The sequence below is a fragment of the Glycomyces albidus genome, from assembly GCF_009451885.1.
GTDB lineage: Bacteria > Actinomycetota > Actinomycetes > Mycobacteriales > Micromonosporaceae > Glycomyces > Glycomyces albidus.
In genome coordinates this window covers 126,989-152,176 of the sequence record NZ_WIAO01000007.1, presented here as the reverse complement: position 1 = coordinate 152,176, position 25,188 = coordinate 126,989, and the positions used below count along the sequence as shown (strand labels likewise).

Below are 25,188 nucleotides of genomic sequence, written 5' to 3'. Positions count from 1 at the left end.
TGTGCTCTCGCTCTTCGGAAACTCCACATGCGGGGGTATGGCTAGGAGGTCGTATCGAACATGTCAATCAGCACCATTCGAAACCCCGGTCCGCGGTCGGCGGCGGTGCGGATCGCACTGGCGGCGACGCTGGGACTGCTCGCCGCCGTCGCGGCCGGGTCGCCGTCGTCGGCGCAGTCCGCCACGCTCACGGTCGCCGTAGACGGGAGCGACGCGAACCCCGGCACGCTCGCCGCTCCACTCCAGACGCTCCAGCGCGCCGTCGATCTGGCCGAACCCGGCACCGTGATCCAGATCCGCGGCGGCACCTACGCCCCCGGCACCAACATCCGGATCCTCGAGGACGGCACCCAGTCGCAGCCGATCACGATGCGCGCCTACAACGGCGAGCACGTGGTCATCGACGGCGAGAACATGCCGTGGACCCCCGGCGCGCTCGGCTCCACGATCCCGCGCATCGAACGCGGCGCGGTCCACGTCGAAGGCGACTGGTGGCGCTTCGAGGACCTCGAGATCATCAACGGCCCGTACGGGATCTACGCCCAGGAGGGGAACAACAACGTCTACCGGAACCTGACCACCCGCGACAACTACGAGTCCGGCCTGCACATCGTCATGGACTCCAGCGGCAACCGGATCATCGGCCTCGACAGCCACGGCAACCGGGACCCCCGCAAGAACGGCGAGAGCGCCGACGGCCTCGCCATCAAGCAGGGCACGGGCACCGGCAACGTGGTGATCGGCGCCCGGCTGTGGAACAACGCCGACGACGGGTTCGACTCCTGGGACTTCCTCTCCCCCATCGTGATCGAGGACTCGGTGGCCTGGGGCAACGGCGTCGACCGGTGGGGCTTCCCCGACTGGGAAGGCGACGGCAACGGCTTCAAACTCGGCCGCGGCGACGCGAACCACGAGGTGACCGGCAGCATCGCGTTCGAGAACGCCGTCGGCGGGTTCATCGACAACGGCAACACCGCCTCACTCCGGCTCGAGGACAACACCGCGTGGGCCAACGGCGGCAGCGGCTTCGTCTTCGACCGGTCCGCCTCCACCCTGAACCGGAACCTGGCGGTGGCCAACGGCGCCGGCGCCGACCTCGGATCGTCGGGCGGCACCGGGAACTCCTGGGACATCAAGGACGACTGGAGCAGCGCCGACCTGGTGAGCACGGACAGCACCGCGATCAAGGGCCCGCGCCGGGCCGACGGCTCGATCCCGGCCACCGACTTCCTGCGGCCCCGCGACCACGACGACCTCGGCGCCGACTTCAGCGGCGACGGCGGCGGCACCGGCGGCCCGGTCCGATACGAGGCCGAAGGACCGGGGGCGACCTGCGACGGCACCATCGACACCGATCACGCCGGGTACACCGGGAGCGGCTTCTGCAACACGCGCAACGCGAGCGGAGCCACCGTCCGGTTCACAGTGGATGCCTCGGCATCCGGCGCGGCGACCGTCGTGATCCGGTACGCCAACGGCGGCTCGTCCGACAGGCCGGGCACCGTCACGGTGAACGGCTCCCCCATCGCCACGCTCGCGTTCGCGAGCACCGGCGCCTGGAACCGCTGGTCCGCGCAGACGCTCACCGTCGAGCTGAACCCGGGCGCCAACACGGTCCGACTGGCCGCGACGGGCTCCGGCGGCCTGCCGAACCTCGACCACCTGGACGTCACGACCGGCACCTGACGGCCCCGACCGCACGGCCGTGGGGGGGGGCCCCGCCCCGGCCGCCCCCCCCCCCACGCCGGGCGGCCGCCCCCCGCCCGGGGCCCCCGCACGGCCGACGCGCCGATCGGCCGCGGCGGCCTCGGCGCACGGCGGCCGGTTCGGGCGCGACACCGCTGGTCAGCCATGACGTCGGATGTCGGAGGGTGATGGCAACATGGTGGCCATGACGACGATTCCCGCGGCCCCTGCCGACGCCCTCGCCGATGAAGCCGCGTACCTCCAGGCGGTCGCGCAGGCCCGCGCGGCCGCCGACGCGTATTACGGCTCCGGCGAGTCCGCGATGGACGACGAGACCTACGACCGGCTCCTGCGCGGCATCACCGCCTGGGAGGTCGAGCACCCCGACCTCGTCGCCGCCGACTCCCCGACCCGGGAGGTCGGTGCCGGCGTGACCTCCGGAGACGTCGAGCACGCGGTGCGGATGCTGAGCCTCGGCAACGTGTTCTCCGAAGCGGAGCTGCGCGACTGGGCCGCGGGCCTCGAGCGGCGGCTCGGCGGCCGCGCCGTCACCGCCTGGGTGGTCGAGCCCAAGCTCGACGGGGTCGCCCTCGCCGCCCGGTACCGGGACGGCAGGCTCGTCCAGCTCGTCACCCGGGGCGACGGCAGCACCGGCGAGGACGTGTCCCACGTGATCGGCGACCTCACCGGGCTCCCGCAGGAGCTGACCGAGCCGGTCACGGTCGAAGTCCGCGGCGAAGTCCTCATGACCGAGAAGCAGTTCGCCGCCGCGAACGAGGCCCGCGCCGCACACGGCGGCGCCGTGTTCGCCAACCGCCGCAACGCCTCCAGCGGCTCGCTGCGCGCGAAGGACCGCGCCTACCGCGTCCAGCAGACGTTCTTCGCCTACGACGCCCTCACCGACCCCGCGCACACCAGCGACCCGTCGCTCGCGGACCTGCCGCACACGAAGCTCATCGCCCGCCTCGCCGCCCTCGGCCTGGGCACCACGCTCGGGACACCGGTCGGCACGCTCGCCTGCGGCAGCCTCGAAGAGGTCGTCGCCCGCATCGCCGAGATCGGCACCCTGCGGCCCGACCTCGCCTACGAGCTCGACGGCGCGGTCGTCAAGGCCGACGACCCGGCCGACCGCGCCGAAGCCGGCACCGGCTCGCGCGTCCCGCACTGGGCCACGGCCTATAAATACCCTGCCGCCCAGAAGATCACGACACTGCTCGCGGTGGAATGGAGCGTCGGCCGCACCGGGATCATCGCCCCGCGCGCCGTCCTCGAACCGGTCGAGGTCGGCGGCACCACCGTCACGTACGCGACCCTGCACAACCCGGCCGACATCCGCCGCCGCGACCTCATGATCGGCGACCAGGTCACCGTCTACCGCGCCGGCGAGGTCATCCCCCGCGTCGAAGGCGCCATGACCACCCTCCGCACCGGCGCCGAGAAGCCCATCGAACTCCCCGAGGTCTGCCCGCGCTGCGGCGGCGGCATTGACCGCAGCCAGGAGCGCTGGCGGTGCGCGCGCGGCCGCGCCTGCGGACGGGTCGAGGCGATCGGCTACGCGGTCGCCCGCGACTGCCTCGACATCGACGGGCTCGGCGAGAAGATCGTCGTCCAACTGGTCGAGCGGGAGCTCATCGAGGACTTCGCGGACCTCTTCACGCTCACCCGCGAGCAGCTCCTCACGCTCGACCGCATGGGCGAGGTCAGCGCCGACAAGCTCGTCGCGGCCATCGACGCGGCGCGGTCGAAGCCCCTGAACCGCGTCTTCTGCGCCCTCGGCGTGCTCGGCACCGGCCGCAGCATGTCCCTGCGGATCGCCTCGTACTTCGGGTCCATGGAGGCGATCCAGGCCGCCGACGCGACCGCGCTGGAACGAGTCGACGGCATCGGCGGCGAGAAGGCGCCGGTCATCGTCGCCGAGCTCGTCGAACTCGCCCCCGTCATCGACAAGCTCAAGGCCGCCGGGGTGAACATGGAGCAGCCGGGGTGGGTCCCGCCCGCGGCCGACGACGCCGAACCCGACCCCGAGGCGAGCGCACTCCCGTTGCAGGGCATGGCCGTCGTCGTCACCGGAGGCATGAGCGGCCCGCTCGCGGACTACTCCCGGACCCAGATGAACGAGCTCGTCGCCCGCGCCGGCGGCAAGGCGTCCTCGAGCGTCTCCAAGCGCACCGGTCTCGTCGTCGCGGGCGAGGGCGCGGGCTCCAAACTCGACAAGGCCCGCGAACTCGGCATCGAGACGATCACGCCCGAGGAGTTCGCCGAACGCGTCGAGGCGTACCTCTGAGACGGCGGAGGCGCCGGTCGGCCCGGGGCCGGCCGACGCCTCTCGAGCGCTCGGGTCAGCCGTTGTCGCTGCTGCAGTAGGCGAGGTAGACCTGGGGAAGGATCCCCTCGCCGCCGGTGACCGGCGTGGCGTAGTAGTCCGAGCCCGGGCATCCGCCGAGCGCGGTGGTGTAGTCGAACGAGAGCTCGTCGATCGGCGGGTCGTAGACCTCGATGTCGTCGACCACGTACAGGGCCGCGGCGTTCGAGCAGTCGAAGGTCCGCAGGGTCGAGCCGTCGGTGCAGTCGCCGGTGTCTGGCGTGACCGGGCGGCCGCCGTCGGCGTCCTCCTTGTCGATCGCCTCGATGCAGTAGAGGTAGTCGACCGGTCCGCCGATGCCTTCGATGGTCTCGGTGTAGACGACCTGGTAGGACTTCCACAGCTCGCCCGGGGTCCAGCCCATGTACTCCTGACCGCAGACGGTGGCGACGACCGAGGCGTCCTCGAGGTCGCCCATGATGGTGACCGCGGCGCCCGAGTCGTCGGACACCTGCGTGATCGTCCAGAACGCGGTCGGGTCGTCGCAGGGGACGACCAGGTCGTCGACGTTCACGTCCGCGTCGGTGATGCAGTCGCCGACCACGGCCGCCTCCACCTGCTCCACTTCCTCCTCGGAGAGCGTGACGGAGTCGGTGGCGGTGTCGGTGACGTCGCCGGCGGTGTCGTTCGAGTCGCCCGAGTCCGAGCTCAAGGCCCGCACCACGACGACGATGATGCCGATGACGAGCACGCCGGCACCGCTGAGGATCTTGGCGACCAGGCCGCCTGAGCCACCGGACGCGGGCGGGATCGGCGGCGGGGCGCCGTACGGGCCCCCGGGCTGGGGCGGGTAGCCGGGCTGCTGCGGCGGGCCGTAACCGGGCGGGGTCGGCGCCCCGAATCCGGGCTGCGAGGGCGCGCCGTAGCCGGGCTGCTGGGGCGCACTGTAACCGGGCTGGGACGGCTGGCCGCCCGGCGACTGGTTCGGGTCGTAGGGGTTCGGCGGGGGGAAGGTCATCGGGTTTCCTCTGTCGGCATGGGCGCTGGGGGCATGGTCGATGCGACCGGCGCCAATGATATGGCCCCGCCGCGAGCCCCACCCGCACCACCGGGGCGATGGTGTCGCGCCGGGGAACACCTGGCGCTCGGGCGCCGGAGGGCCCTGGGACCGGTCGGATTTGACGGTGTTCCTCCGGCCCTGCCTGGGCTATGCTGGAACGCTACTCGGTGTGCACTCAGGAGGGTCGCTGTGCGGATTAGTGATATTTTGCGGTCGAAAGGCGAGGCCGTGGTGACCATCCGGCCCGAGGACTCGGTCCGCGCGCTGGTGGCGAAGCTCGCCGAGCACAACGTCGGCGCACTGGTGGTGAGCGCGAACGGCTTCGACGTCCTCGGCATCGTCTCGGAGCGCGACGTCGCCAGGGGCCTGAACGCGGACCCCGGCCTGCTCGAGGCGCCCGTCTCGGGGATCATGACCGCGGACGTGCACACCCGGACCATGAACGACTCGATCGAGGACCTCATGGTCCTCATGACCGAGCAGCGCATCCGCCACGTTCCCGTCGTCTCCGACAGCGGGGCCCTCATCGGCATCGTGAGCATCGGCGACGTCGTGAAGGGCCGCATCGGCCAGCTCGAATTCGAGAAGCGGCAGCTCGAGGGGTACATCTCCGGCGCGAGCTGATCACGCGCGGCCTGATCACGTGGCCTGATCACGTCGTCCCGGGATCCGCTTGACGCGCGGACCGGCGTCCAGTAGCGTACGGGCTATACATGCATTCATTGCAATATGCTATTGATTATGGAATCGAGTTTCAATGGGCCACTCCCACGACCGCGCTCCAGTCCACGCCGGCGGCAGGCACGCCTGGCGGCTCGGGGCCGCACTCGGGCTCATCGGTGCGTTCTTCGTGGTCGAACTGGTCTTCGGCCTGCTCTCGGGTTCGCTGTCGCTGCTCTCGGACGCCGGGCACATGGCCGCCGACGTGGTCACGCTCGCCGCGGCCCTCACCGCCACCCGGCTGGCCGCCCGGCCGGACACGACCGGGCGGCGCACCTACGGCTCCTACCGCGCGGAGATGTTCGCCTCCGGGTTCGCGGTGCTGGTCATGCTCGGCGTAGCGGTCTACATCGTGGTGGAGTCGATCGGGCGCATCGGGGACGCGCCCGAGATCGAGGCGGGCCCGATGCTCTGGATCGGTGCGATCGGGCTCGCGGTCAACATCGCCGCGATGGCCTTCCTGCGGTCCGGGGCGGGCGAGAGCCTCAACGTGAAGGGCGCCTACCTCGAAGTCGTCGCCGACACCGCCGGATCGGTCGGCGTGATCATCGCGGGTGTCCTGGTCGCGGCCACCGGCGAGGCGTACTGGGACACCGGCGTGGCGCTGGCGATCGGCGTGTTCGTCGTCGCCCGGGCGCTGCCGCTGGGGCGCCAGGTGCTGGCGATCCTGGCCCAGCACGCCCCCGCGGGCGTCGAGCCGGCGGAGGTCGCCGCCGACCTGGCGGCGATCCCCGGCGTCCGCGAAGTCCACGACGTGCACCTGTGGACGCTCACCTCGGGCATGCACGTGGGGACCGCGCACCTCGTCACCGATGCCGGGGCCGACGACCACGCCGTCCTCGACCGCGCGCAGGACCTCCTGCGCGACCGGCACGGCATCGACCACCCGACCGTCCAGGTCGAGCCGAGCGGCCACGCCGCGTGCGATGAACCGGGCCGGTGCCCCGCACCGGTGGACGCCGAGCGGCGCTGAGCACCGGATCCGGACCGACCCGAGAATCAGTACCGTTTCACCCGAGACCAGGAGCCGAAGCGCGCCGGCGCGGGCGTCGACCGATTGCGGGGCGCCGCCGCGCTCCCCCGCCGCCGGACCCGCTCGGCGGCCGCGAACCCCGCCCCGACAACGAACAGGAGCGACACCCCCGTGATCATCGACAGAGCCGAAGTCATCGTCACCAGCCCCGACCGCAACTTCGTCACCCTCCGGCTCACGACCGACGACGGCCTCACCGGCCTCGGCGACGCCACCCTCAACGGCCGCGAGCTCGCCGTGGTCGCCTACCTCAAGGACCACGTCGTCCCGCTGCTCCTGGGCCGGGACGCCCACCGCATCGAGGACACCTGGCAGTTCCTCTACCGCTCCGCGTACTGGCGCCGCGGCCCGGTCACCATGGCCGCCGTCGCCGCCGTCGACACCGCCCTGTGGGACATCAAGGGCAAGGCCGCCGGCATGCCGGTCTACCAGCTCCTCGGCGGCGCCTCCCGCAACGGGCTCCTCGCCTACGGCCACGCCTCCGGCAAGACCACCGAAGCGCTGTTCGACTCCATCCGCGAGCACCGGGAGCAGGGCTACCGGGCGATCCGCGTCCAGACCGGCGTGCCGGGCCTGAAGTCCATCTACGGCATCGCCTCCAACGCCACCTACGAAGCGATGAACGGCGTCCGGTACGACCACGAACCCGCCCAGCGCGGGGCACTGCCCAATGAGGAGGACTGGGACACCCGGTCCTACCTGCGGCACGTGCCGACCGTGTTCGAGGCGGTCAGGAACGAGTTCGGGCCGGAGCTGCCGCTGCTGCACGACGCGCACCACCGGCTCACCCCGATCCAGGCCGCCCAGCTCGGGAAGTCCCTCGAACCGTACGACCTGTTCTGGCTCGAGGACGTCACCCCCGCCGAGAACCAGGAGGCGCTCCGCCTGGTCCGGCAGCACACCACGACGCCGCTCGCCATCGGCGAGATCTTCAACACCGTCTGGGACTACCAGCAGATCATCCGCGAGCAGCTCATCGACTACGTGCGCTCCGCGGTCACCCACACCGGCGGCATCAGCCACCTGAAGAAGGTCCTCGACTACGCCGCGCAGTACCAGATCAAGTCGGGCATGCACGGCCCCACCGACATCTCGCCGGTCGGCATGGCCGCCGCGATGCACCTGGGCCTGTCGATCCACAACTTCGGCATCCAGGAGTACATGCGGCACGGCGCCAGGACCGACCAGGTCTTCCGGCAGTCGTTCACGTGGGCGGACGGATACCTGCACCCCGGGGACGAGCCCGGACTCGGCGTCGAGTTCGACACCGACGAGGCCGGGAAGTACCCGTACGTCCAGGCGTACCTGCCGTTCAACCGGCTCGCCGACGGCACGGTCCACGACTGGTGAGCGCCTCCGGCCCCTCGCCTTCCGGCAGAACCCGCCGCGGACCGGGCGGGGCGGCCGCCGTCCCTCGGGCCGGTCCTCGCAGGGCCGGTCGGCGGGGTGACGGCCGGCCGCGGCGGGAACGCGCTCCTGATCCTCATCGCATGGTGCGCAATCGGCGGCGAGGGGCCGCCCGGTTCGGGCCCGCCGCCGGCATGGATCGCCGGACGGCCGGGTACTGCTGGGGCATTGCGCGGCCCCGGGGAGACCCGGTCCGAGGACGAGGAAGGTGAGCGGTCATGAGCGTCCAGGGGCGCCGGCTCGCGGTGACCGCCCGCGGCGACCTGTGCTCGGGCATCCTCCTGCGCGGCGAGACGGGGTGCTTCGATGTCTGAGCTGTTCGGGACCGTGTTCGCGCGCGGCGCCGCCGCTGTGGCCGTCTCGGACGAAGCCTGGCTCCGCGCGATGCTGCGGGCCGAGGCGTCCCTCGCCCAGGCCGCGGCCGACATCGGAGCGGTCGACGGCGACGCGGCGGCGGCCGTCGCGGGAGCCGCCGACGCCGGCAATTTCGACCTCGCTGCGGTCGCGGCCTCGGCGGCGCGCACCGGGGACCCGGTCGTCGGCGTCGTCGAACGGCTCAGGGCCCTCCTGCCCGAAGCGCACCGCTCGGTCGTCCACTACGGCGCAGCGAGCCAGGACGTCCTCGACACGGCCATGATGCTCGTCGCCAAGGAGGCCGCCCGCAGGATCAGGGCCGAGCTGCGGAACTGCCGGCTCGCCGCGGGAGCGCTCGGCGCCGGATTCGAGACCGAGCCGCGCCTGTGGGCCCGCACGTTCCTGCAGCGGGCCGAACCGATCGCACTCGGCGATCTGACGGCGATGTGGGAGCAGTGCCTCTCCTCGGCCGAAACGGCGCTCGAGGGGCTCGCGTTCCCGGTGTCGCTCGCGGGGCCGGTGGGCACCGCATGGGGCCGCCCCGGGCGGCGACCGCCCGAAGCGGAGGCGGCGGACTCGGAGTACGTCGAATCGCGCCCGGAGCGGGCGCTCGGCCTGCGGGAGCGGTTCGCCTCCCGGCTCGGACTCGACGTCCCGCCCGGCTCGTGGCACGCCGATCGGTCCCCGGTGGTGCGGATCGGCGCGGCCGCCGCCGAAGCGGCCGGCGCCTGCGGCAAGATCGCCGTGGACATCGTGCTACTGAGCCAGAACGAGATCGGCGAAGCCGCCGAAGCCCGCGGCGGGAGTTCGATCTCCATGCCCCACAAGCACAATCCGGTCGCGGCGACCGCCACCCGCGCCTGCGCTGCCCGCACGCCCGGGCTGCTCTCGACGCTGTACGCCGCGATGCCGCAGGAGCTCCAGCGCTCCCCCGGCCTGTGGCACAGCGAATGGGAGACCCTCTCCGACCTGCTGCGCCTCACCGGTTCCGCCGCCACCTGGCTCCGCGAGTCCCTCGAGGGCCTGCGCATCGACCCCGACGCGATGCAGCGCAACCTGGACCAGGGGCCGACGTGATCCCCCACCACACCGTCGACGGGCCCGAAGGCGCCGCGGCGGTCCTCTGCTCCAACGCCCTCGGGACCACACTGGACATGTGGGCCCCGCAGGTCGACGCCCTGTCGGAGGCGTTCCGGGTGATTCGCTACGACACCCGCGGCCACGGCCGCACCCCCGCCACCGGCGGCGTCCTCGGGATCGGCGACCTCGCCGAAGACCTCACCGACCTGCTCGACCACCTCGACGTCCCCCGGGCGCACCTGCTCGGGATCTCCCTCGGCGGCGTCACCGCCCTCGAGTTCGCGGCGCGCCACCCCGAGCGGACGGGCCGCATCGCGCTGCTCTCCACCGCCGCCGCGATCGCCACCCCGGCGTTCTGGGCCGACCGGGTGCGGATCGTGCGCACCGGCGGCATGGCCGCGCTGGCCGGGCAGGGCACGCGGCGCTGGTTCACCGAGCGGTTCCACCGCGAGCACCCCGACCTCGTCCGCCGGTTCCGGCGCGACCTCACCGCCTGCGACCCGCTCGGCTACACCGCCTGCTGCCGGGTCCTGGGCCAGACCGACCTGGGCGACCGCCTCACCGCCGTGCGCGCGCCCGCGCTCGTGCTCTGCGGCACCGAGGACGAGATCACCACCGAGGCCGCCGCGCGGGCGCTCCACGCGGGGCTTCCCGACTCCCGCCTCGAGGCCGTCGAGGGCGCCAGGCACCTGGTCTCGGTCGAGGCGGCCGCAGTCGTGAACCGGTGGCTCCTGGACCACTTCCGGTCCTGAAGGGACGCACTGCGGCCCGAGGGCGGGCCGGCGCCGGTCAGCGGAGGGCCAGCCCGGTCTCGTTCTCGACGTGGGTGAGCTTCTCGGGGTTGCGGACGTAGTAGAGGCCGGTGATGCGGCCGTCGTCGATGCGGGCCGCCATGACGCCGTCGATCTCCCCGTCGAGGTGCACGAGCAGCGCGGGGCTGCCGTTGACGACGGTGATCTCGGCGGTGAGCACGCCTTCGAGCTTGGCGAGTCCGCCGAAGAACATGCGGGCGGCCTTCTCGGCGCCCACGACCGGCCGCAGCGTCGCGTGCTTGAAGCCGCCGCCGTCGCCCACGATGACCACGTCGGGCGCGAGCACGTCCATGAGGCCCTTGAGGTCCCCGCTCTCCAGCGCCTGCTTCATCTGCGCCAGCGCCGAACGCGTCTGCGCCGCCGAGGCGGGCCCGCGGGGGCGGCGGGCGTCCACGTGCTGGCGTGCCCGGTAGGCGATCTGGCGGACCGCTTCGGGGCTCTTGCCGACCGCGGCGGCGATCTCGTCGTAGCCGAGGTCGAACGCCTCCCGGAGGACGAACACCGCCCGCTCGGTCGGCGAGAGCGTCTCGAGCACCAGCATGAGCGCCATGGAGACGCTTTCCGAGAGGGCGACGTCCTCGGCCACGTCGGGGGCGGTGAGCACCGGTTCGGGCAGCCACGGCCCCACATAGGACTCCTTGCGGCGCTGGAGGGCGCGCAGCCGGTTGAGCGCCTGGCGGGAGGTGATGCGCACGAGGTAGGCGCGAGGGTCGCGCACCTGGTCCAGGTCGACCTCGACCCAGCGCAGCCAGGTCTCCTGGAGCACGTCCTCCGCGTCGGCCGCGGAGCCGAGCATCTCGTAGGCGACGGTGAACAGCAGGTTCCGGTGGGTGACGAAGACCTCGGTCGCCGGGTCGGCGGTCGGTTCGCTCATGTTCGGGCTCCTGTCGGGCGTGGCGCGCGCCGCGGGGTGTCGCGGCGCGCGCCCTGGTTTCCTCTCCTGCAGGCGACGCTACGCCGCCCGGTCCGCGAGAGCCGCCGTCTCGCCGCGTTCGGCCAGCAGGCGCGGGCGGCGCTCGTCCTTGGGCTTCCAGACGAACGCCCCGGGTTCGCGCGCCTCGCGTGCGAGCTTCTCCAGGACGTGCGGGTAGGTGATCTCCTTGAGCCGCGAGCCGAGCCGGCCGCCGACGAACAGGCCCATGGGCTCGCCGTCCTTGGCGACGAACTGCATGGTCGCGTGCCCCTGGCCGAGGCTGGTGCACACGGCGGGGAGTCCGATGTCGATGGTCGCGGGCCGTTCGGCGGCGAGTCGGCTGAGGACCGTGTCGGCGGCGTGGGCGCCGAGCGGGAGCGCGGCCTGGCAGCTCATCCGCAGCGGCACGCCCGACGGCGAGGCCGAGTCCCCGGCCGCGACGATCCGCTCGTCGTCCACACTGGTCAGCGTCTCGTCGGTGATGAGGCGGCCGAGCTCGTCGGTGCGCAGGCCGCTGCGCGCGGCCAGGTCGGGCACGCCGAAGCCGGCGGTCCAGATCGTCACCGCGCTCGGGAGTTCCCTGCCGCCGGTGAGCCGGACGGCGTCGGCGGTCACTTCGGCGGCCTTGGCGTCGGGTCCTTCGAGCACGGTCACGCCGAGCCGGGCCAGTCCCTTGGCGATCGAGCGGCGGGCGCGCGGGTGCACGTACGGTGCGACCGTCGTGCCGGCCACGAGGGTGACGGTGCGGCCGGCCTCGGCGAGTTCGGCCGCGACCTCGTTGCCGGTGGGGCCGGAGCCGACCACGACCACCGGTGCGGACTCCGGTGTCGCATCGAGGACCTTCCGCAGCCGCTGCGCGGCCTCGAGAGTGTCCATCGTGTACGCGAACTCGCCCGCTCCGGGGACGCGCGGCTCGGGGCCGGCGCTGCCTGCCGCGTAGACCAGGTAGTCGTAGTGGACGGCGTCGCCGGAGGCCAGGTGCACGTCGCGTTCAGCGGTGTCGATCCGGTCCGCGGCGTCGACGACCAGCCGGACGCGCGGGCTGAGGACGTCCGCGTACTCGACGACGGCCTCGCCGGAGCCGGCCGTCACCTGGTGCAGGCGGATCCGCTGGATGAAGGCCGGGCGCGGATTGATCAGGGTCACTGTCACGTCGTCGCGGCGCGTCAGGCGGTTGGCCGCCATGACGCCGGCGTATCCGCCGCCGATCACGACCACTGCGGTGCTGTCGGACATGGTGTCTCCTTCGTTTCCAGAGGGTCGACCACAAGACACCGGCCGTCCGGCTCCCGTAACAACTCGTGAGTCAGGTCACCGCGACGCTCCGTCCCCGGGGGTCGGGATTCGGGGCCGGCGTCGGTCCGGTGCACCTGCGCCTGTTCGAGCAGGTCGCAGGCTTGGGCGAGGGTCCGCCACTGGAGGTCCAGGCACGCCCGGAGGAGCTCCGGCGAGCGGTCGCGGGCGGTCGCGACGGCGCGGTCGCGCGTGGCCGCGACCGCCGCCGCGAGGTCGGCCGGGTCCGCGTCGTCGGCCGCTGGGAGGAACTCGACGCCGACCAGGTCGCCGCCGACGGTGACGGTGACCGCGACCTCGCCGCCCTCGGACTCGACGCGGACGCTCGTCGCGTCGATGAGCCGCCTCACCGGGCGCGCCTGCTCCTCGAGCTTCGCCATCTGGTCGCGGAACCCGTCCATGAAGCCGGCGAAGTCGAACTCCGGGACCCGGTAGGTCCCGGGCTGCGTCGGCTCGTGCTCGGGGGTCTGGTTCACGGTTGCTCCTTGGGGAGTGCGGGTGCGCTCGGGTCGCCCGCGGCGGCGCGGGGACCCGTCGTAGAGACTGCCCGCGGAGGGTGAACGGTTGTCGTCCGCCCCGCTTCGGATTCGCTATGCTGGGCGCGGCTGATGCGGCCGGCCGCCTGCGCCCTCCGGGGCATGGTGAACGCATCGCGACCCGCGCCGGTTCGGACCTTCCCAGCGGCGAACCTGTCGGCAACGCAGGCACCGATCACGGATTCGCCCGCAGAAGGACGACATCATGCGCGATTTCCGCGACGCCAAGACCATGGCCAAGACCCTGCGCGCCGAACTGGGCCGCCTCGGGTCGACCGGGCTCACCCACGGCCAGTGCCTCGAGATCGTGGCGAAGCAGTTCGGGTTCGACGAGTGGAACATCCTGGCCGCCAGGCTCAACGCCGCCGGGACCGCCCTGGAGGCGCCCGTACCGATCCTGCGGATCTTCTCGGTGGAGAAGGCCAGGGAGTTCTACCTCGACTACCTCGGTTTCGACCTGGCGTGGGAGCACCGGTTCGAGGCCGGCATGCCGCTGTACATGCAGGTCGAGCGCGACCGCACGGTGCTGCACCTGAGCGAGCACCATGGCGACGGCAGCCCCGGCGCGGCCGTGTTCGTGGCCGTGACCGGCCTCGACGCCTTCCACCGGGAGCTCGAGGCCAAGGACTACCCGAACCTGAGGCCGGGCATCGAAGCGGTCCCGTGGGGCGCCCGCTCGATGACCGTGATCGATCCGTTCGGGAACACCTTGCGCTTCAACGAATACGAGTCGCGGCCGTAGCAGGCCGCACGGGACGCGGTGTGCGCGGGCTAGTCCCCCGCGCCGCCGCGTTCGCTTCGTTCGGCGAGGCGCCGGACCTGGTCGGCGGAGATGTCGGTGACCCACTCCCAGCCCGGTTTGGCGGTCGCGCCGACCCGCGGGTCGCGGGGGACGCGGCCCTCGCGCACGGCGAGCACGTAGGCCCGGTCCAGCTCGATCCGCGCGCGCAGGTCCTCGGCGCCGCCGACCGACCCGTGGCCGGGGACGACGACCTCGACCTGGTGGGACGCGTCCTCGATCAGCCGCAGCCCGGCGAGGTACTCCCCGACCGGGTCGTTGGCGTCGTCCAGGGTGTCGAAGTTCGGCACCAGGACGTCGGAGACCATGTCGCCGGCGGCGAGCACGCCGCGGTCCTCGACGAGCAGGGCGGCATGGCCGGGCGCATGCGCCGGGTGCTCGATGATCCGGACCCGCGGGCCGTCCCACGGGAGCTCCGCCGTTCCGGCGGGCAGGCCGGTGATCAGGCCGAACAGGTCCAGCGGCACCTCGTCGGCGATCTCCGGCGGCAGCGCCTCGGCGACTCGCGCCTTCCAGTCCGGGTCCGACCGGACCTCCCGCATGTACGCCGCGCAGCGGGCGGTCCCGTACCGCGGCGCGTCGCCGAACCGGGGGTGCCAGAGCACGTGGTCCCAGTCGGGATGCGTCGCGAAACCCGCTGCCACGCCCAGGCCGGCTCGGGCGAGGTCGCTCGCGAGGCAGTCCATCTCGGATCCCGTCAGTCCGGGGTCGACGAGCAGCACGCCGCCCCGGCCCTGCACCACGACGGCGTTGTTCTCGAGCAACTCGCTCTGATGGGTGAGCACACCTTCGGCGACCTGTCTCAGCATGGGTTCCTCCTGTCAGCGGTCGGCGCCCCTTCACCGCGGTGACACCTGGGAATCACTATGGACGAAGGGTACGACGATCGACCCCGGCGCCTCCTCAGAAGCGCGACGGGCCCGCCGTGGACGAGTACGAGACCTGGGACGCGATCCACGACCGCTCCTTCGCCGACCATCCGTACGCCGGGATCGCGGTGACGGTCGCCGATCCCGGATACCTGGAGCACGTGGCCGCCGGAATGCGCTGGTCGACGACCATGACCGGTCACGGCTGCTGACTCGGCGGGCACGCCTGCGGCACGGGGACCGCTCCGGTCGGATCCGAGCGGCCGGCCGCGCCGAGTACCTCAGCGGACCGGTTCGGTCCCCCGCGGCGCGCCGGCGCGTTTGAGGAGCGCGAGTGCCGCTGCGGCCGAGAGGAGTTCGCCGAGCGCGAGTCCGGTCCACACGCCGGTGACGCCCGCGGCGCCGCAGGCGAGGACGGCCGGGACCTTGAGGACCAGGAGGGTGCCGATGGAGATCAGGTAGGAGGGCGTCGGCCTGCCGACCGCTTGGAAGTAGGCGGAGACCAGCGGGGGCGCGCCGGAGAGCGCGAGCCCGGCGGCGAGGATGCGAAGAGCCGCAGCGGCTTCGGGGGCGGGTTCGCCGAGGAGGGCGGCAGTGATCGGTTCGGCGAGCACCGCGGTGAGCGCGGCGGCGGTGGCGCCGTAGAGCAGGGTCGCGCGGAGGGCGAGGACCCTGGCGCGGCGGACGCGGTCGGGGGCCTCGCGTCCGGTGTTGAAGCCGACGATCGGCTGCATGCCCATGCTGATGCCCAGTTGCGGCATGGTCGCGAACGTCTGGACCCGGGCGCACACCGCGTAGGCGGTGACCGCGGCGGCGGCGCCGATGCCGACGAGGGTGTTGTTGACGATGACCGCCAGCGCGGTCGCGCCGAGTCCCGCGAGCATCGAAGGGGAGCCGACGGCCAGGAGGGCGCCGAGCGTCCGGCCGTCGGGGCGCAGGTGGCGGGCGCGGATCCGGTAGGGCCGGTCGCGTTGGAGGAAGAAGAACCACAGGCTCATCGCGGCCGAGACGGCTTGGCCGCCGGCCGTGCCGACGGCGGCGCCGCGCACTCCCATGCCGAGGCCGAAGATGAGGACCGGGTCGAGGGCGATCTGGACCAGGACCGGCGCGACCCACAGCCAGGTGGCGAACCGGAGCCGGCCCTCGGCGCGGACGAGGCTGGAGAAGCCGGTGCCGACCAGTGTGGAGGCCAGGATGACGACCGCGTACTCGCGGGCGTAGGCGCGCATCTCGCCGTGGGCGCCGAGCGCGGTCAGGAGCGGTTCCAGGAGCGCCAGCCCGGCGACGGCGATGCCGGCGGCGCCGGCCCAGAACAGCGCGAAGGCGTTGCCGGCGGCGCGGGCGGCGCCGTCGGTGTCGCCCGCGCCGAGGCGGCGCGAGACCAGGGACGCCCCGCCGGCGCCGACGGTGGTCGACAGGGCGCCGAGGACGAGGAGCACGGGCGCCACCAGGTTGACCGCGCCCATCGCGGTCGGGCCGACGCCGCGGGCGACGAACCAGGCGTTGGTGAGCGCGTAGATTCCGTAGACGCCGACCGACATGGTCGCCTGCGCGGTCCCCCGCCGCAGTAGGCGCCCGACCGGCTCGGTCGCAAGCGCCGCAACGCCGTCGACGGCTTTGGCCGCCGTCGCCCGGGGGGCCGGCTGGTCGGTCATGCCCGGACTCTAGCGTCCGGAGGGGGTCCGCCCGGCCGCTGCTCGCGCCTGACCGCTCCTGCGGTCTGCGGGCCGGGTCGGGCGCGCGGCGGACCGGTGCAGGATCGCGGTTTCCGGGCCGCCGCCCGGTCCTCATCGGACCGGGCGGCGGTTCGCGGTCAGAGCAGGTCGTTGGCGCAGCGGACCGCCGCGGCGAACGCGTCCGGGTCGCCGGTGGTCGAGCGGACGCGGATCGACGCGGTCTCGCCGGCGCGCAGGGTGATCATGCCCTGGTCGGCGCCGGCGTCCGGGTCGACCATGTCGGCGTGGCAGAACACGTCGCGCGCGAGCGAGGTCGCGGTGAGGTGCAGTAGGACGCCGTCGCCGTCGCGTTCGGCCTCGATCCGCAGCGGCGCGGGGTCGAGGCGCTGGTCGACGACCTCGGCGCCGTAGCGGTAGGCGGGGGCGAACCGGTCGTCGTCGGGGACGGCCGCGATGAGTTCGGATGCGGCGTCGCCGAATGCGGCGATCTCGTCGGGCACGGTGATCTGGGCGGTCCCGCGGGCGGGCACGGTCGCGGTGATCGCGGCTTTGGCGAGGACGGTCCCGTCGAACGATTCGCGGGTGAGCGCGAACGTGCCCTGGTAGTCCTCGCCGGTGTCGTTGACCAGGATCAGTGCGAGGGTGTCGGACTCGGGTTCGGTGCCCTCCCAGGCGTTCGCCATGGCCGCTTCGGACGGGCGCGGCTGGAGGGTCGCCAGGCGCGGCGCGTAGGCGTCGCGCAGGGCGTGCCACAGGGGCTTGCGGTGCCCGTCGAAGTCGACCGCGGCCCAGGAGACGACGGGCCAGTTGTCGTTGAGCTGCCACAGGATCGTGCCGGTGTTGTGCGGGGTGAGGGAGCGGACGTGCTCGACGCCGAAGCGGATGGCGTGGGCCTGGTTGAGCTGGGTCGTCCAGTGCCAGTCGAGGACGGACTTCGGTTCGGGCAGGTGGCCCTGCCGGCCGCGTTCGAGCTTCTCGTTGCCGAGGTTCGCCTTCTGGTGGACGAGCATCTCGGGCCCGAAGGGGTCGAGCGGTTCGTCGTGGACGACCCGGGTGAGGGTCGACCAGGCCGGCGGGGCCTGGAATCCGAACTCGGAGAGGAAGCGGGGCCGGTACTTCGCGTACACGGTGTAGTCCTCGCGGTTCCACACGTCCCAGATGTGCATGGTGCCGTAGCGCTCGTCGTTGGGGTACCGGTAGTCGCCGAAGGAGTACGGGCTCGCGGGCGAGTACGGGCGGGTCGGGTCCAGTTCGGACAGGATCGCGGGGAGGAGGCCGTTGTAGTAGGCGTCGCCCCAGCCGCGGCCGTCGAGGCGGTGCGCCCAGCCCCAGTCGACCGAGCCCCACGTGTTCTCGTTGTTGCCGTTCCACAGCACGAGCGAGGGGTGCGGGCTCAGGCGCGTGACGTTCTCGCGGGCCTCGGCCTCCACTTCGGACCGGATCGGGTCCGCTTCGCTGTAGGCGGCGCACGCGAACGGGAAGTCCTGCCACATGAGCAGGCCGTGCTCGTCGGCGAGGTCGTAGAGGTCGTCGGACTCGTAGATCCCGCCGCCCCACACGCGCATGAGGTTGACGTTCGCTTCGAGGGCGTCGGCGACGCGGCGGGCGTACCGGTCCCGGTCGATCTCGGTCAGGAAGGCGTGGTCGGGGATCCAGTTGACGCCGCGGACCAGGACGCGCTCGCCGTTGACCTTGAGGTCGAAGGGGGCGCCGGCCTCGTCGGGGGCGGTGTCGAGTTCGACGGTGCGGAAGCCGACCCGGCCGGTCCAGTCGGGCTCGCGGCCGCCGGCGGCGACCGCGACCCGGTAGAGCGGCTGGTCGCCGTGGCCGACCGGCCACCAGCGCCGGACGTCGGGCACGACGGCCTCGACCACGGCGGTGCTCGATCCGGGTGCGACGGTTCCGGTGGCGTGCAGGGAGTCGCCGTCGGGGCCGGTCACGGTGACGGCGACGTCGACGGGCGCGTCCCCTTGGGCGCGTTCGACGTCGACGTGGACGGAGAGGAGGCCGTCGTGGCCGCCGCCGGGCGCGGCCGCGACGTCGACGAGCGGACGGACGGCGGCGACGCGGGCGCCCGACCACGAGTCGAGACCGATGGGCTTCCAGATGCCCGCACCCGCCACGTCGATGCCCCAGTCCCACCCGAACGAGCAGGCCATCTTGCGGAGCTGGTTGTACTCGTGGTGGTTGACGTGCGGCAGGGCCCCGTCGCGTTCGGCGCGCGCCGCCGCCTCCGGTACGGGGGCGGCGAACGCGACCGTGAGGGTGTTGGCGCCTTCGCGGAGGAGTTCGCGGACGTCCCAGCGGTAGGAGCGGTGCATGTTCTCGGTGCGGCCGACCTCGGTGCCGTTGAGGGACACGGTCGCGACGGTGTCGAGGCCGTACGCGACGAGGTCGTGCCGCTCGGCGCCGCCGGTCCACTCGAAGACGGTGGTGAATCGCCAGGCGGTGTCGCCGATCCACTGCTGGGCGGCCTCGTTGTCGCCGTCGAACGGGTCGGCGATCAGGCCCGCGCGCAGCAGGTCGAGGTGGGCTTCGCCGGGGACCGCGGCCGGGATCCCGGCCGCCAGCGCGTCCGCGAGGGCCGCCGGGGCGGTCTCGGGGAGGGCGGGGGCGGTCAGGGTCCAGTCGGTGTGGAGGGCGCGGAACGTGGGCGGGAGGTTGGTCATGATGGGTCCTCTGGGTCGTTGACTGGTCGGTCCGGGGCGGCGGGGCCTCATGGTCGGGGCGTCTCGCGCAGGACGCGGACGCCCCCGGCGGGGACGGTGAGCGGTCCGGCGCCCGAAGGGTGGTCGGTGCCGGTGAGCAGGTCGCGGCCGGCGGCGTCGACCGCCTGGTCGGTGTCGGTGTGGTTGAGCAGGAACAGGTACGAGTGTTCGGGGCCGACGCGGCGGACCGCTTCCACGCCCGGTGGTGCGGTCGCCGTCGGTTCGAGTCCGGCGGTCTCGGCGAGGAGCCCGGCGATGCGGTCGACGGACGCGGAGGGCAGGTGTGCCGAGACGTACCAGGCGGTGCCGTCGCCGACGCGGTTGCGGGTGACGGCGGGTCCGCCCGCGAGGGAGCTCGACGTGTAGGAGACGACGGCTTCGGCGGTCTCGAGGACGACGCGCTCGGTCCACTCGGTCGCGGCGGCGCCGTCGTCGAGGGCGACCGCCTCGCCGGCTTGGAGCGGGTAGAACTCGTCGGTCCAGGCGCCGAGGACGTCGCGGAACGCGCCGGGGAATCCGCCGGGGATCACCTGGTGGTCCTCGTCGCAGACCCCGGAGAGGTAGGTGACCAGGAGGGTGCCGCCGCGTTCGGGGACGGCGCGGAGGCGCGCGGCGACCGGTTCGGCGACCGCGAGCATCGTCGGGACGATCACCAGGTCGTAGGCGTCGAATGCGGCCGATGCGGGGACGACGTCGCAGAGGACGTTCCGCTCCCACAGGGCCCGGTGCCATTCGCGCAGTTCGCGGCCGTAGCGCAGGGACCGGTGCGGTTTGAGCCCGTGCTGGAGCGCCCATCCGGCCGGGTCGTCCGCGACGATCGCGGCCCGGGCGGGTTCGACCCGGGTCCCTTGGACCTCCTTGAGCGCCTGGAGGTGCCGTCCGAGTTCGCGGACTTCGCGCCAGACGCGCGAGCGGGTGCCGCTGTGCGGGAGCATCGCGGAGTGGAACTGCTCGGCGCCCGCGCGGGAGGCCCGCCACTGGAAGAACATGGCGCCGTCCGAGCCGCGGGCGACGTGGCCGAGCGAGTGCCGGACGATCTCGCCGGGGTCCTTGGCGCGGTTGCGCGGCTGCCAGCTCGGCGAGCCGGTGGAGCTCTCCATGAGCAGCCACGGGCGGCGGTCGCCGACCAGGCCGCGCATCCGGTCGGCGGCGAAGGCCAGGTCCTGCTCGCGGCGCGGGTCGTCGACCAGCGTGTAGTGGTCGTTGGCAGCGATCGCGGTGTGCGGGGCCCAGGTCGCGTAGTCGACGACCTGCGCTCCGGCGCCGACCATGAGGTTGGTCGTGACCGGTGCGTCCGAGTGCCGCTCGACGACCGCCTTCTCGGCCAGGTACTGGGAGAGGAGGGCGTCCGAGGAGTACCGCTCGTAGTCGAGGAACAGGCCGGGGTTGGGCGCGCCGTGGCGCCCGCGCGGCGGCAGGACCTCGTCCCACGCGCCGAACCGGTGTCCCCATTGGGCGGTGCCCCAGGCGGTGTTGACGGCGTCGAGGGTGCCGTGGCGCTCGCGCAGCCAGTCGCGGAACGCCTCGGCGGAGAGGTCGCAGTAGCAGCGGGCGTTGCCGCCGCCGAACTCGTTGCCGATGTGCCACAGGCGGACCGCGGGGTGGCGGCCGTAGCGTTCGGCCAGCGCCTCCACATGGCGCAGGGCGTGGCGGCGGAAGACCGGGTTGGCCGGGCACCAGGCGAGGCGCCCGCCGGCGGGTTCGCGGAACCCGTCGGCGAGGACGGGCGCGATCTCGGGGTGGGCGGCCAGGAGCCGGCTCGGCGGGGCGGCGGTCGGGGTGGCGAGGCCGACGCCGATTCCGGCCCGGTGCAGCAGGCCGATCGCGTCGTCGAGCCAGGTCCAGTCGCGGACGCCGTCGGCGGTCTCGACCGTGCCCCAGGCGAAGACGCCGAGCGAGACGAGGTTGACGCCGGCTTCGCGCATGAGGCGCACGTCCTCGTCCCAAACCTCGCGGGGCCACTGCTCGGGGTTGTAGTCGCCGCCGAAGGCCAGGCCGTCGACGAGCCGCACCGGCGGCCGCGGGACCGGGGCCGGGATGCTCGCGCGCACCGCGGTCCCGGGTTCGCCGCCGTACCAGGGGTCGGCGGTCATGCGGCCGATCCCGCGTTCGCCGACGGGACGCCGGCCTCCCGCCACTCCCCCGCGAAGTGGTCGTAGCAGCGGCCGCTGTCGATCGCGTCGCGGTCGACCGGGGCGGCGTCGCGGACCGCGCCGACCCGCTCGGGGTCGGGCGCGGCGGCGGCGAGGAGCTTCGTGTACTCGTGGTGCGGGTCGAGGATGACCGCGTCGGCGGGGCCGCGTTCGACGATGCGGCCGCGGTAGAGGACGGTGATCTCGTCGGAGAAGTGCCGGGCGGTGGCCAGGTCGTGGGTGATGTAGAGGACGGCGAGGTCGTCCTCGCGCTGGAGGCGGCCCAGGAGGTTCAGGACGCCCAAGCGGATCGAGACGTCCAGCATGGACACGGGCTCGTCGGCGACGAGGACGCTCGCGCCGGGGGCGAGCGCGCGGGCGATCGCCACGCGCTGCCGCTGACCGCCGGACAGCTCGTGGGGGCGCCGCCCCGCGATGGCGGCCGCCGGGGTCAGGTTGACCCGTTCGAGCATCTCGCGGACGCGCTCGCGGGTCTCCTCGGCGGTGGTCGTGCGCTTGTGGATCCGCAGGGGGCGGGCGATGTGGTGCTCGATGGAGTGGAACGGGTTGAGCGACGCGAACGGGTCCTGGAAGACCATCTGGACTTCGCGGCGGTAGCGGGCCTGGTCGGTGACGGGGGTGCCGTCGTCGAGCCGCACCTCCACCGTGCCGGAGGTGGGGCGCTCCATGCGGGTGAGGATCTTCGCGATCGTGGACTTGCCCGAGCCGGACTCGCCGACGAGCGCGACGGTGCGGCCGGGGGTCAGCTCGAGGCTGACGTGGTCGACGGCCCGGTGGCGGGTGCGCTTGAGGCCGTTGCGGATGGTGTAGTCCTTCACCAGGTCGGTGACGCGGACGCCGGTCATGCTCGCTCCTTGGTCGGCTCGGCGGTCTCGGCGGTCTCGTCGACGCCGGTGCGGATGAAGGCGCCGCGTTCGCCCGACAGGCTCGGGAAGGAGCCGAGGAGCCGGCGCGTGTACGGGTGGCTCGCCTCGCGGTAGAGCCGGTCGGCGGTGTCGAGCTCGACGATCTCGCCCTCGAGCATGACGGCGATCCGGTCGCTGATCTCCAGCAGCAGCGGCAGGTCGTGGGTGATGAACACGACGGCGAAGTCGAGTTCGTCCCGCAGGCGCACGATCTCGCGGAGGATGTCGCGCTGGACGACCACGTCGAGTGCGGTGGTGGGCTCGTCCATGATCATGATCTGGGGTTCCAGCAGCATGGCCATGGCGATCATGACGCGCTGGCGCATGCCGCCGGAGAGCTCGTGCGGGTAGGAGCCGAGCCGGCGCGGGTCGACGCCGACGCGGCGCAGCACGTCCTCGGAGCGTTCGCGGACCGCTTTGCGGGACATGCGGGGCCGGTGCGCGAGGAGGGTGTCGCGAAGCTGGGCCCGGACCGTGGTCACGGGGTTGAGGGCGTTCATCGCGCCCTGAAAGACCATGGAGAGCCTGTCCCAGCGGAAGGCCCGCAGCTCCTTGTCGCCGAGGGCGAGGACGTCGATGTCGGTGCCGTCCTGGTCGTGGAAGGTGATCCGGCCGGAGGCGATGCGGGCCGGGGGCCGGTGGAGGCGGTTGACGGCGTACGCGAGGGTGGTCTTGCCGCAGCCGGACTCGCCGGCGAGGCCGAGGATCTCGCCGCGGTGGAGGGTGAGGTCGGCGGCTTTGACGGCGGTGACGGGCTCGTCGGTCTCGTAGACGACCGTGAGGTCTTCGACGGTGAGCACGGGGCGCGCCTTGGCGCTCGGTGCGGTGGTCGTCATCGGACGGCCTCCTTCGCGGTGGTGGCGCCGCGCCGGGCGGCGCGGGTGGCCTCGCGCTCGAGGCGGGCGGCCCGGCGGGCGCGCCTGCGGTGCAGGCGCACGTTCTTGAGCTTGGGGTTGATGACCTCGTCGATGGAGAAGTTGACGAGTGAGAGCCCCATGCCGAACAGGGCGATCACGAGCCCCGGCGGGATGAACCACCACCACGCGCCGAGCGAGAGCGCGAAGCCGTTCTGCGCGTAGAAGAGCATGGTGCCCAGGGTCGAGGAGTTCGAGGCGCCGAGGCCGATGAAGGCGAGCCCGGCCTCGCCGAGGATCGCCGCGATGACCGCGAACACGAACTGGGAGGCGATCACCGGGAGCAGGTTGGGGAGGATCTCGACGACGATGACCCGCCAGGGGCGCTCGCCCGAGACCTGTGACGCGGCCACGTAGTCGCGGTTGCGGACCGACAGCGTCTGGGCGCGCAGCACTCGCGCCGAGCCCGCCCAGCTCGTGACGGCCAGGACGACGGCGATGGTCCACAGCCCGCGGCTCTCGCGCGGCACGAATCCGGAGATCACGATGACCAGCGGCAGGCCCGGGATGACCAGGAACACGTTGGTGAACAAGGAGAACGCCTCGTCGACGATGCGTCCCTTGTAGGCGCCGTAGATCCCGAAGAACGCCGAGAGCGCGGTGGCGAGGAGGCCGACGAGCAGGCCGATCTCGAGCGAGCCGCGGGTCGCGAACGCCAGCTGGGCGAGCACGTCCTGCCCGGTCTGGGTGGTGCCGAGCGGGAACGCCGCGGAGGGGCCGGTCAGGCCGATGTCGCGGATCTGCCGCGGGTCCCCGACGAAGAGGGGGCCGAGGAGGCCGAAGAGGGCGATGCCCCCGATCAGGACGAGGCCGATCGCGAGCCAGGGGGTCATGGTCGGCAGGAGCGAGCGCCAGCCCGCCTTCGCGGTGGCGCCCTCGAGCGCGGGGTCGAGCGCGGGGTCGGCGGCCGGGGCCGCCTCGGGCGGGGGTTTCAGGTTCGTCATCGGTCGGGTCTCCCGTCAGGACCGGGCGCGGGTGCGCGGGTCGATCAGGCCGTAGAGCAGGTCGACCAGGAGGTTCGCGCCCAGCACGGCGAGGGTGATGAACAGGAACATGCCCTGCATGAGGGCGTAGTCGTTGTTGGTGACCGCGCCGAGCAGGCGCCCGCCGATGCCCGGGTAGGAGAACACCTGCTCGGTGATGACCGAGCCGGAGACGACGAACCCGAGCGAGATGGCGAAGCCGGCGACCGAGGGCAGGACGGCGTTGCGGGCGGCGTACGAGCGCAGGATCTTCCGCGGCGACAGGCCCTTGGCCTCGGCGGTGAGGATGTAGTCCTCGGAGAGCGTGGAGACCATCATGTTGCGCATGCCCAGGAGCCAGCCGCCGATCGAGGCGAGCACGATCGTCAGCGCCGGCAGGAACCCGTACTGGATCGCCGAGACGATGAACTCGCCGTTCCAGCCCGGGCTGAGCATGACGTCGTAGCCGCCCTGGAGCGGGAACCAGCCGAGGACCCGGGCCAGCAGGTAGACCAGGAGCAGCGCGAGCCAGAAGTACGGGACGGCCGCGAGCAGGGTCGTCGACGGGATGAGCGAGTCCAGCCAGGTGCCGGGGCGCCACCCGACGATCGCGCCGAGCAGGACGCCGAGCGCGGCCGCGAGGACCGTGGCGATCCCGACGAGCACCACCGTCCAGGGCAGCGACGTGAGGATCACGTCGGAGACCTTGGCCGGGTAGTAGCTCACCGAGACGCCGAGGTCCCCGCGGGCCAGGTTCTTCAGGTAGTCCCAGTACTGGATCCACAGGGGATCGGACGAGTCGCCTCCGAGGAGGAGCGCGTAGGCCTCGCGGGTCTCGGGGCTCACCGTGCCGCCGCGCTGCTGGAGCTTGGCCAGCAGGATGTCGACCGGGTCGCCCGGCAAGAGCCTGGGGATCGCGAAGTTCAGCGTCAGCGCGGCCCACAGGGCGACGGCGTAGAAGCCGAGCTTGCGCAGGAAGTAGTTCACTGTGGTTTGACTCCTCTTC

The 25,188-nt window shown here is 72.8% G+C and carries 21 protein-coding genes; 9 read left to right on the top strand and 12 right to left on the bottom strand.

Annotation, left to right across the window (positions count from 1 at the left end; genetic code table 11):
* Positions 1-60 precede the first annotated feature (60 nt).
* Positions 61-1,686 carry a right-handed parallel beta-helix repeat-containing protein gene (locus GFD30_RS08520; protein WP_153024754.1) on the top strand — a complete coding sequence of 542 codons (1,626 nt, stop codon included), beginning with the start codon at positions 61-63 and terminating at the stop codon, positions 1,684-1,686.
* Between the two features lie 196 nt (positions 1,687-1,882).
* Positions 1,883-3,970 (top strand): NAD-dependent DNA ligase LigA, encoded by a 2,088-nt coding sequence (gene ligA, locus GFD30_RS08515; protein ID WP_407648995.1) that lies wholly within the window; start codon positions 1,883-1,885, stop codon positions 3,968-3,970.
* A 55-nt stretch (positions 3,971-4,025) separates the two neighbouring features.
* On the opposite strand, the gene GFD30_RS08510 is transcribed toward ligA, so the two are convergent.
* On the bottom strand, positions 4,026-5,006 hold the full coding sequence (locus tag GFD30_RS08510; protein WP_153024752.1) for a hypothetical protein: 981 nt from the start codon (positions 5,004-5,006) through the stop codon (positions 4,026-4,028).
* Between the two features lie 231 nt (positions 5,007-5,237).
* On the opposite strand from GFD30_RS08510, the gene GFD30_RS08505 reads away from it, so the two are divergent.
* From GFD30_RS08505 to GFD30_RS08485, 5 genes are all read left to right on the top strand, one after another.
* Positions 5,238-5,672, top strand: coding sequence for a CBS domain-containing protein (locus GFD30_RS08505; RefSeq protein WP_407648994.1), 435 nt, complete (start codon positions 5,238-5,240; stop codon positions 5,670-5,672).
* 133 nt (positions 5,673-5,805) lie between these two features.
* On the top strand, positions 5,806-6,741 hold the full coding sequence (locus GFD30_RS08500) for a cation diffusion facilitator family transporter (RefSeq protein ID WP_153024751.1): 936 nt from the start codon (positions 5,806-5,808) through the stop codon (positions 6,739-6,741).
* Positions 6,742-6,912: 171 nt separating this feature from the next.
* Positions 6,913-8,151 (top strand): D-mannonate dehydratase ManD, encoded by a 1,239-nt coding sequence (gene manD, locus GFD30_RS08495; RefSeq protein WP_322633074.1) that lies wholly within the window; start codon positions 6,913-6,915, stop codon positions 8,149-8,151.
* 363 nt (positions 8,152-8,514) lie between these two features.
* Positions 8,515-9,639 (top strand): lyase family protein, encoded by a 1,125-nt coding sequence (locus tag GFD30_RS08490; RefSeq protein WP_153024749.1) that lies wholly within the window; start codon positions 8,515-8,517, stop codon positions 9,637-9,639.
* Positions 9,636-10,394, top strand: a complete 759-nt coding sequence (locus GFD30_RS08485; protein WP_194201895.1) for an alpha/beta fold hydrolase — start codon at positions 9,636-9,638, stop codon at positions 10,392-10,394. The genes GFD30_RS08490 and GFD30_RS08485 overlap by 4 nt, the downstream gene beginning before the upstream one ends.
* Before the next feature lie 37 nt (positions 10,395-10,431).
* On the opposite strand, the gene GFD30_RS08480 is transcribed toward GFD30_RS08485, so the two are convergent.
* The 3 genes from GFD30_RS08480 to GFD30_RS08470 form a co-directional block, all read right to left on the bottom strand.
* The gene (locus GFD30_RS08480; RefSeq protein WP_153024747.1) at positions 10,432-11,328 is read right to left on the bottom strand and encodes an RNA polymerase sigma-70 factor; all 897 of its coding nucleotides are present in this window, start codon (positions 11,326-11,328) and stop codon (positions 10,432-10,434) included.
* Positions 11,329-11,406: 78 nt separating this feature from the next.
* Complete coding sequence (locus tag GFD30_RS08475) at positions 11,407-12,603, bottom strand: NAD(P)/FAD-dependent oxidoreductase (RefSeq protein WP_153024746.1); 1,197 nt, start codon at positions 12,601-12,603, stop codon at positions 11,407-11,409.
* Positions 12,576-13,136, bottom strand: coding sequence for a YbaB/EbfC family nucleoid-associated protein (locus tag GFD30_RS08470; protein WP_153024745.1), 561 nt, complete (start codon positions 13,134-13,136; stop codon positions 12,576-12,578). The genes GFD30_RS08475 and GFD30_RS08470 overlap by 28 nt, the downstream gene beginning before the upstream one ends.
* A gap of 265 nt (positions 13,137-13,401) precedes the next feature.
* Here GFD30_RS08470 and GFD30_RS08465 point away from each other — a divergent pair, with 265 nt between their 5' ends.
* The gene (locus GFD30_RS08465) at positions 13,402-13,938 is read left to right on the top strand and encodes a glyoxalase superfamily protein (RefSeq protein WP_153024744.1); all 537 of its coding nucleotides are present in this window, start codon (positions 13,402-13,404) and stop codon (positions 13,936-13,938) included.
* A 29-nt stretch (positions 13,939-13,967) separates the two neighbouring features.
* Here the strand turns inward: GFD30_RS08465 and GFD30_RS08460 are convergent, their stop codons facing one another.
* Positions 13,968-14,804 carry an MBL fold metallo-hydrolase gene (locus GFD30_RS08460; protein ID WP_153024743.1) on the bottom strand — a complete coding sequence of 279 codons (837 nt, stop codon included), beginning with the start codon at positions 14,802-14,804 and terminating at the stop codon, positions 13,968-13,970.
* Between the two features lie 116 nt (positions 14,805-14,920).
* Between GFD30_RS08460 and GFD30_RS08455 the strand changes: the two genes are divergently transcribed.
* Positions 14,921-15,076 carry a hypothetical protein gene (locus GFD30_RS08455; protein WP_153024742.1) on the top strand — a complete coding sequence of 52 codons (156 nt, stop codon included), beginning with the start codon at positions 14,921-14,923 and terminating at the stop codon, positions 15,074-15,076.
* 69 nt (positions 15,077-15,145) lie between these two features.
* On the opposite strand, the gene GFD30_RS08450 is transcribed toward GFD30_RS08455, so the two are convergent.
* From GFD30_RS08450 to GFD30_RS08425, 7 genes are all read right to left on the bottom strand, one after another.
* On the bottom strand, positions 15,146-16,519 hold the full coding sequence (locus GFD30_RS08450; protein ID WP_153024741.1) for an MATE family efflux transporter: 1,374 nt from the start codon (positions 16,517-16,519) through the stop codon (positions 15,146-15,148).
* Between the two features lie 158 nt (positions 16,520-16,677).
* Entirely contained in the window at positions 16,678-19,209 is a 2,532-nt protein-coding gene (locus GFD30_RS08445) for a glycoside hydrolase family 2 protein (protein ID WP_153024740.1), read from the bottom strand.
* Between the two features lie 47 nt (positions 19,210-19,256).
* Positions 19,257-21,341 (bottom strand): beta-galactosidase, encoded by a 2,085-nt coding sequence (locus tag GFD30_RS08440; protein WP_153024739.1) that lies wholly within the window; start codon positions 21,339-21,341, stop codon positions 19,257-19,259.
* A complete protein-coding gene (locus GFD30_RS08435) occupies positions 21,338-22,246 on the bottom strand; it encodes an ABC transporter ATP-binding protein (RefSeq protein WP_153024738.1) in 909 nt (302 codons plus the stop codon). The genes GFD30_RS08440 and GFD30_RS08435 overlap by 4 nt, the downstream gene beginning before the upstream one ends.
* Entirely contained in the window at positions 22,243-23,142 is a 900-nt protein-coding gene (locus GFD30_RS26215; RefSeq protein ID WP_194201894.1) for an ABC transporter ATP-binding protein, read from the bottom strand. The genes GFD30_RS08435 and GFD30_RS26215 overlap by 4 nt, the downstream gene beginning before the upstream one ends.
* Positions 23,139-24,164, bottom strand: coding sequence for an ABC transporter permease (locus GFD30_RS26210; protein WP_194201893.1), 1,026 nt, complete (start codon positions 24,162-24,164; stop codon positions 23,139-23,141). Before GFD30_RS26210 ends, GFD30_RS26215 begins: the two co-directional genes overlap by 4 nt.
* 15 nt (positions 24,165-24,179) lie before the next feature.
* On the bottom strand, positions 24,180-25,169 hold the full coding sequence (locus tag GFD30_RS08425) for an ABC transporter permease (RefSeq protein ID WP_322633073.1): 990 nt from the start codon (positions 25,167-25,169) through the stop codon (positions 24,180-24,182).
* Between the last annotated feature and the right edge of the window lie 19 nt (positions 25,170-25,188).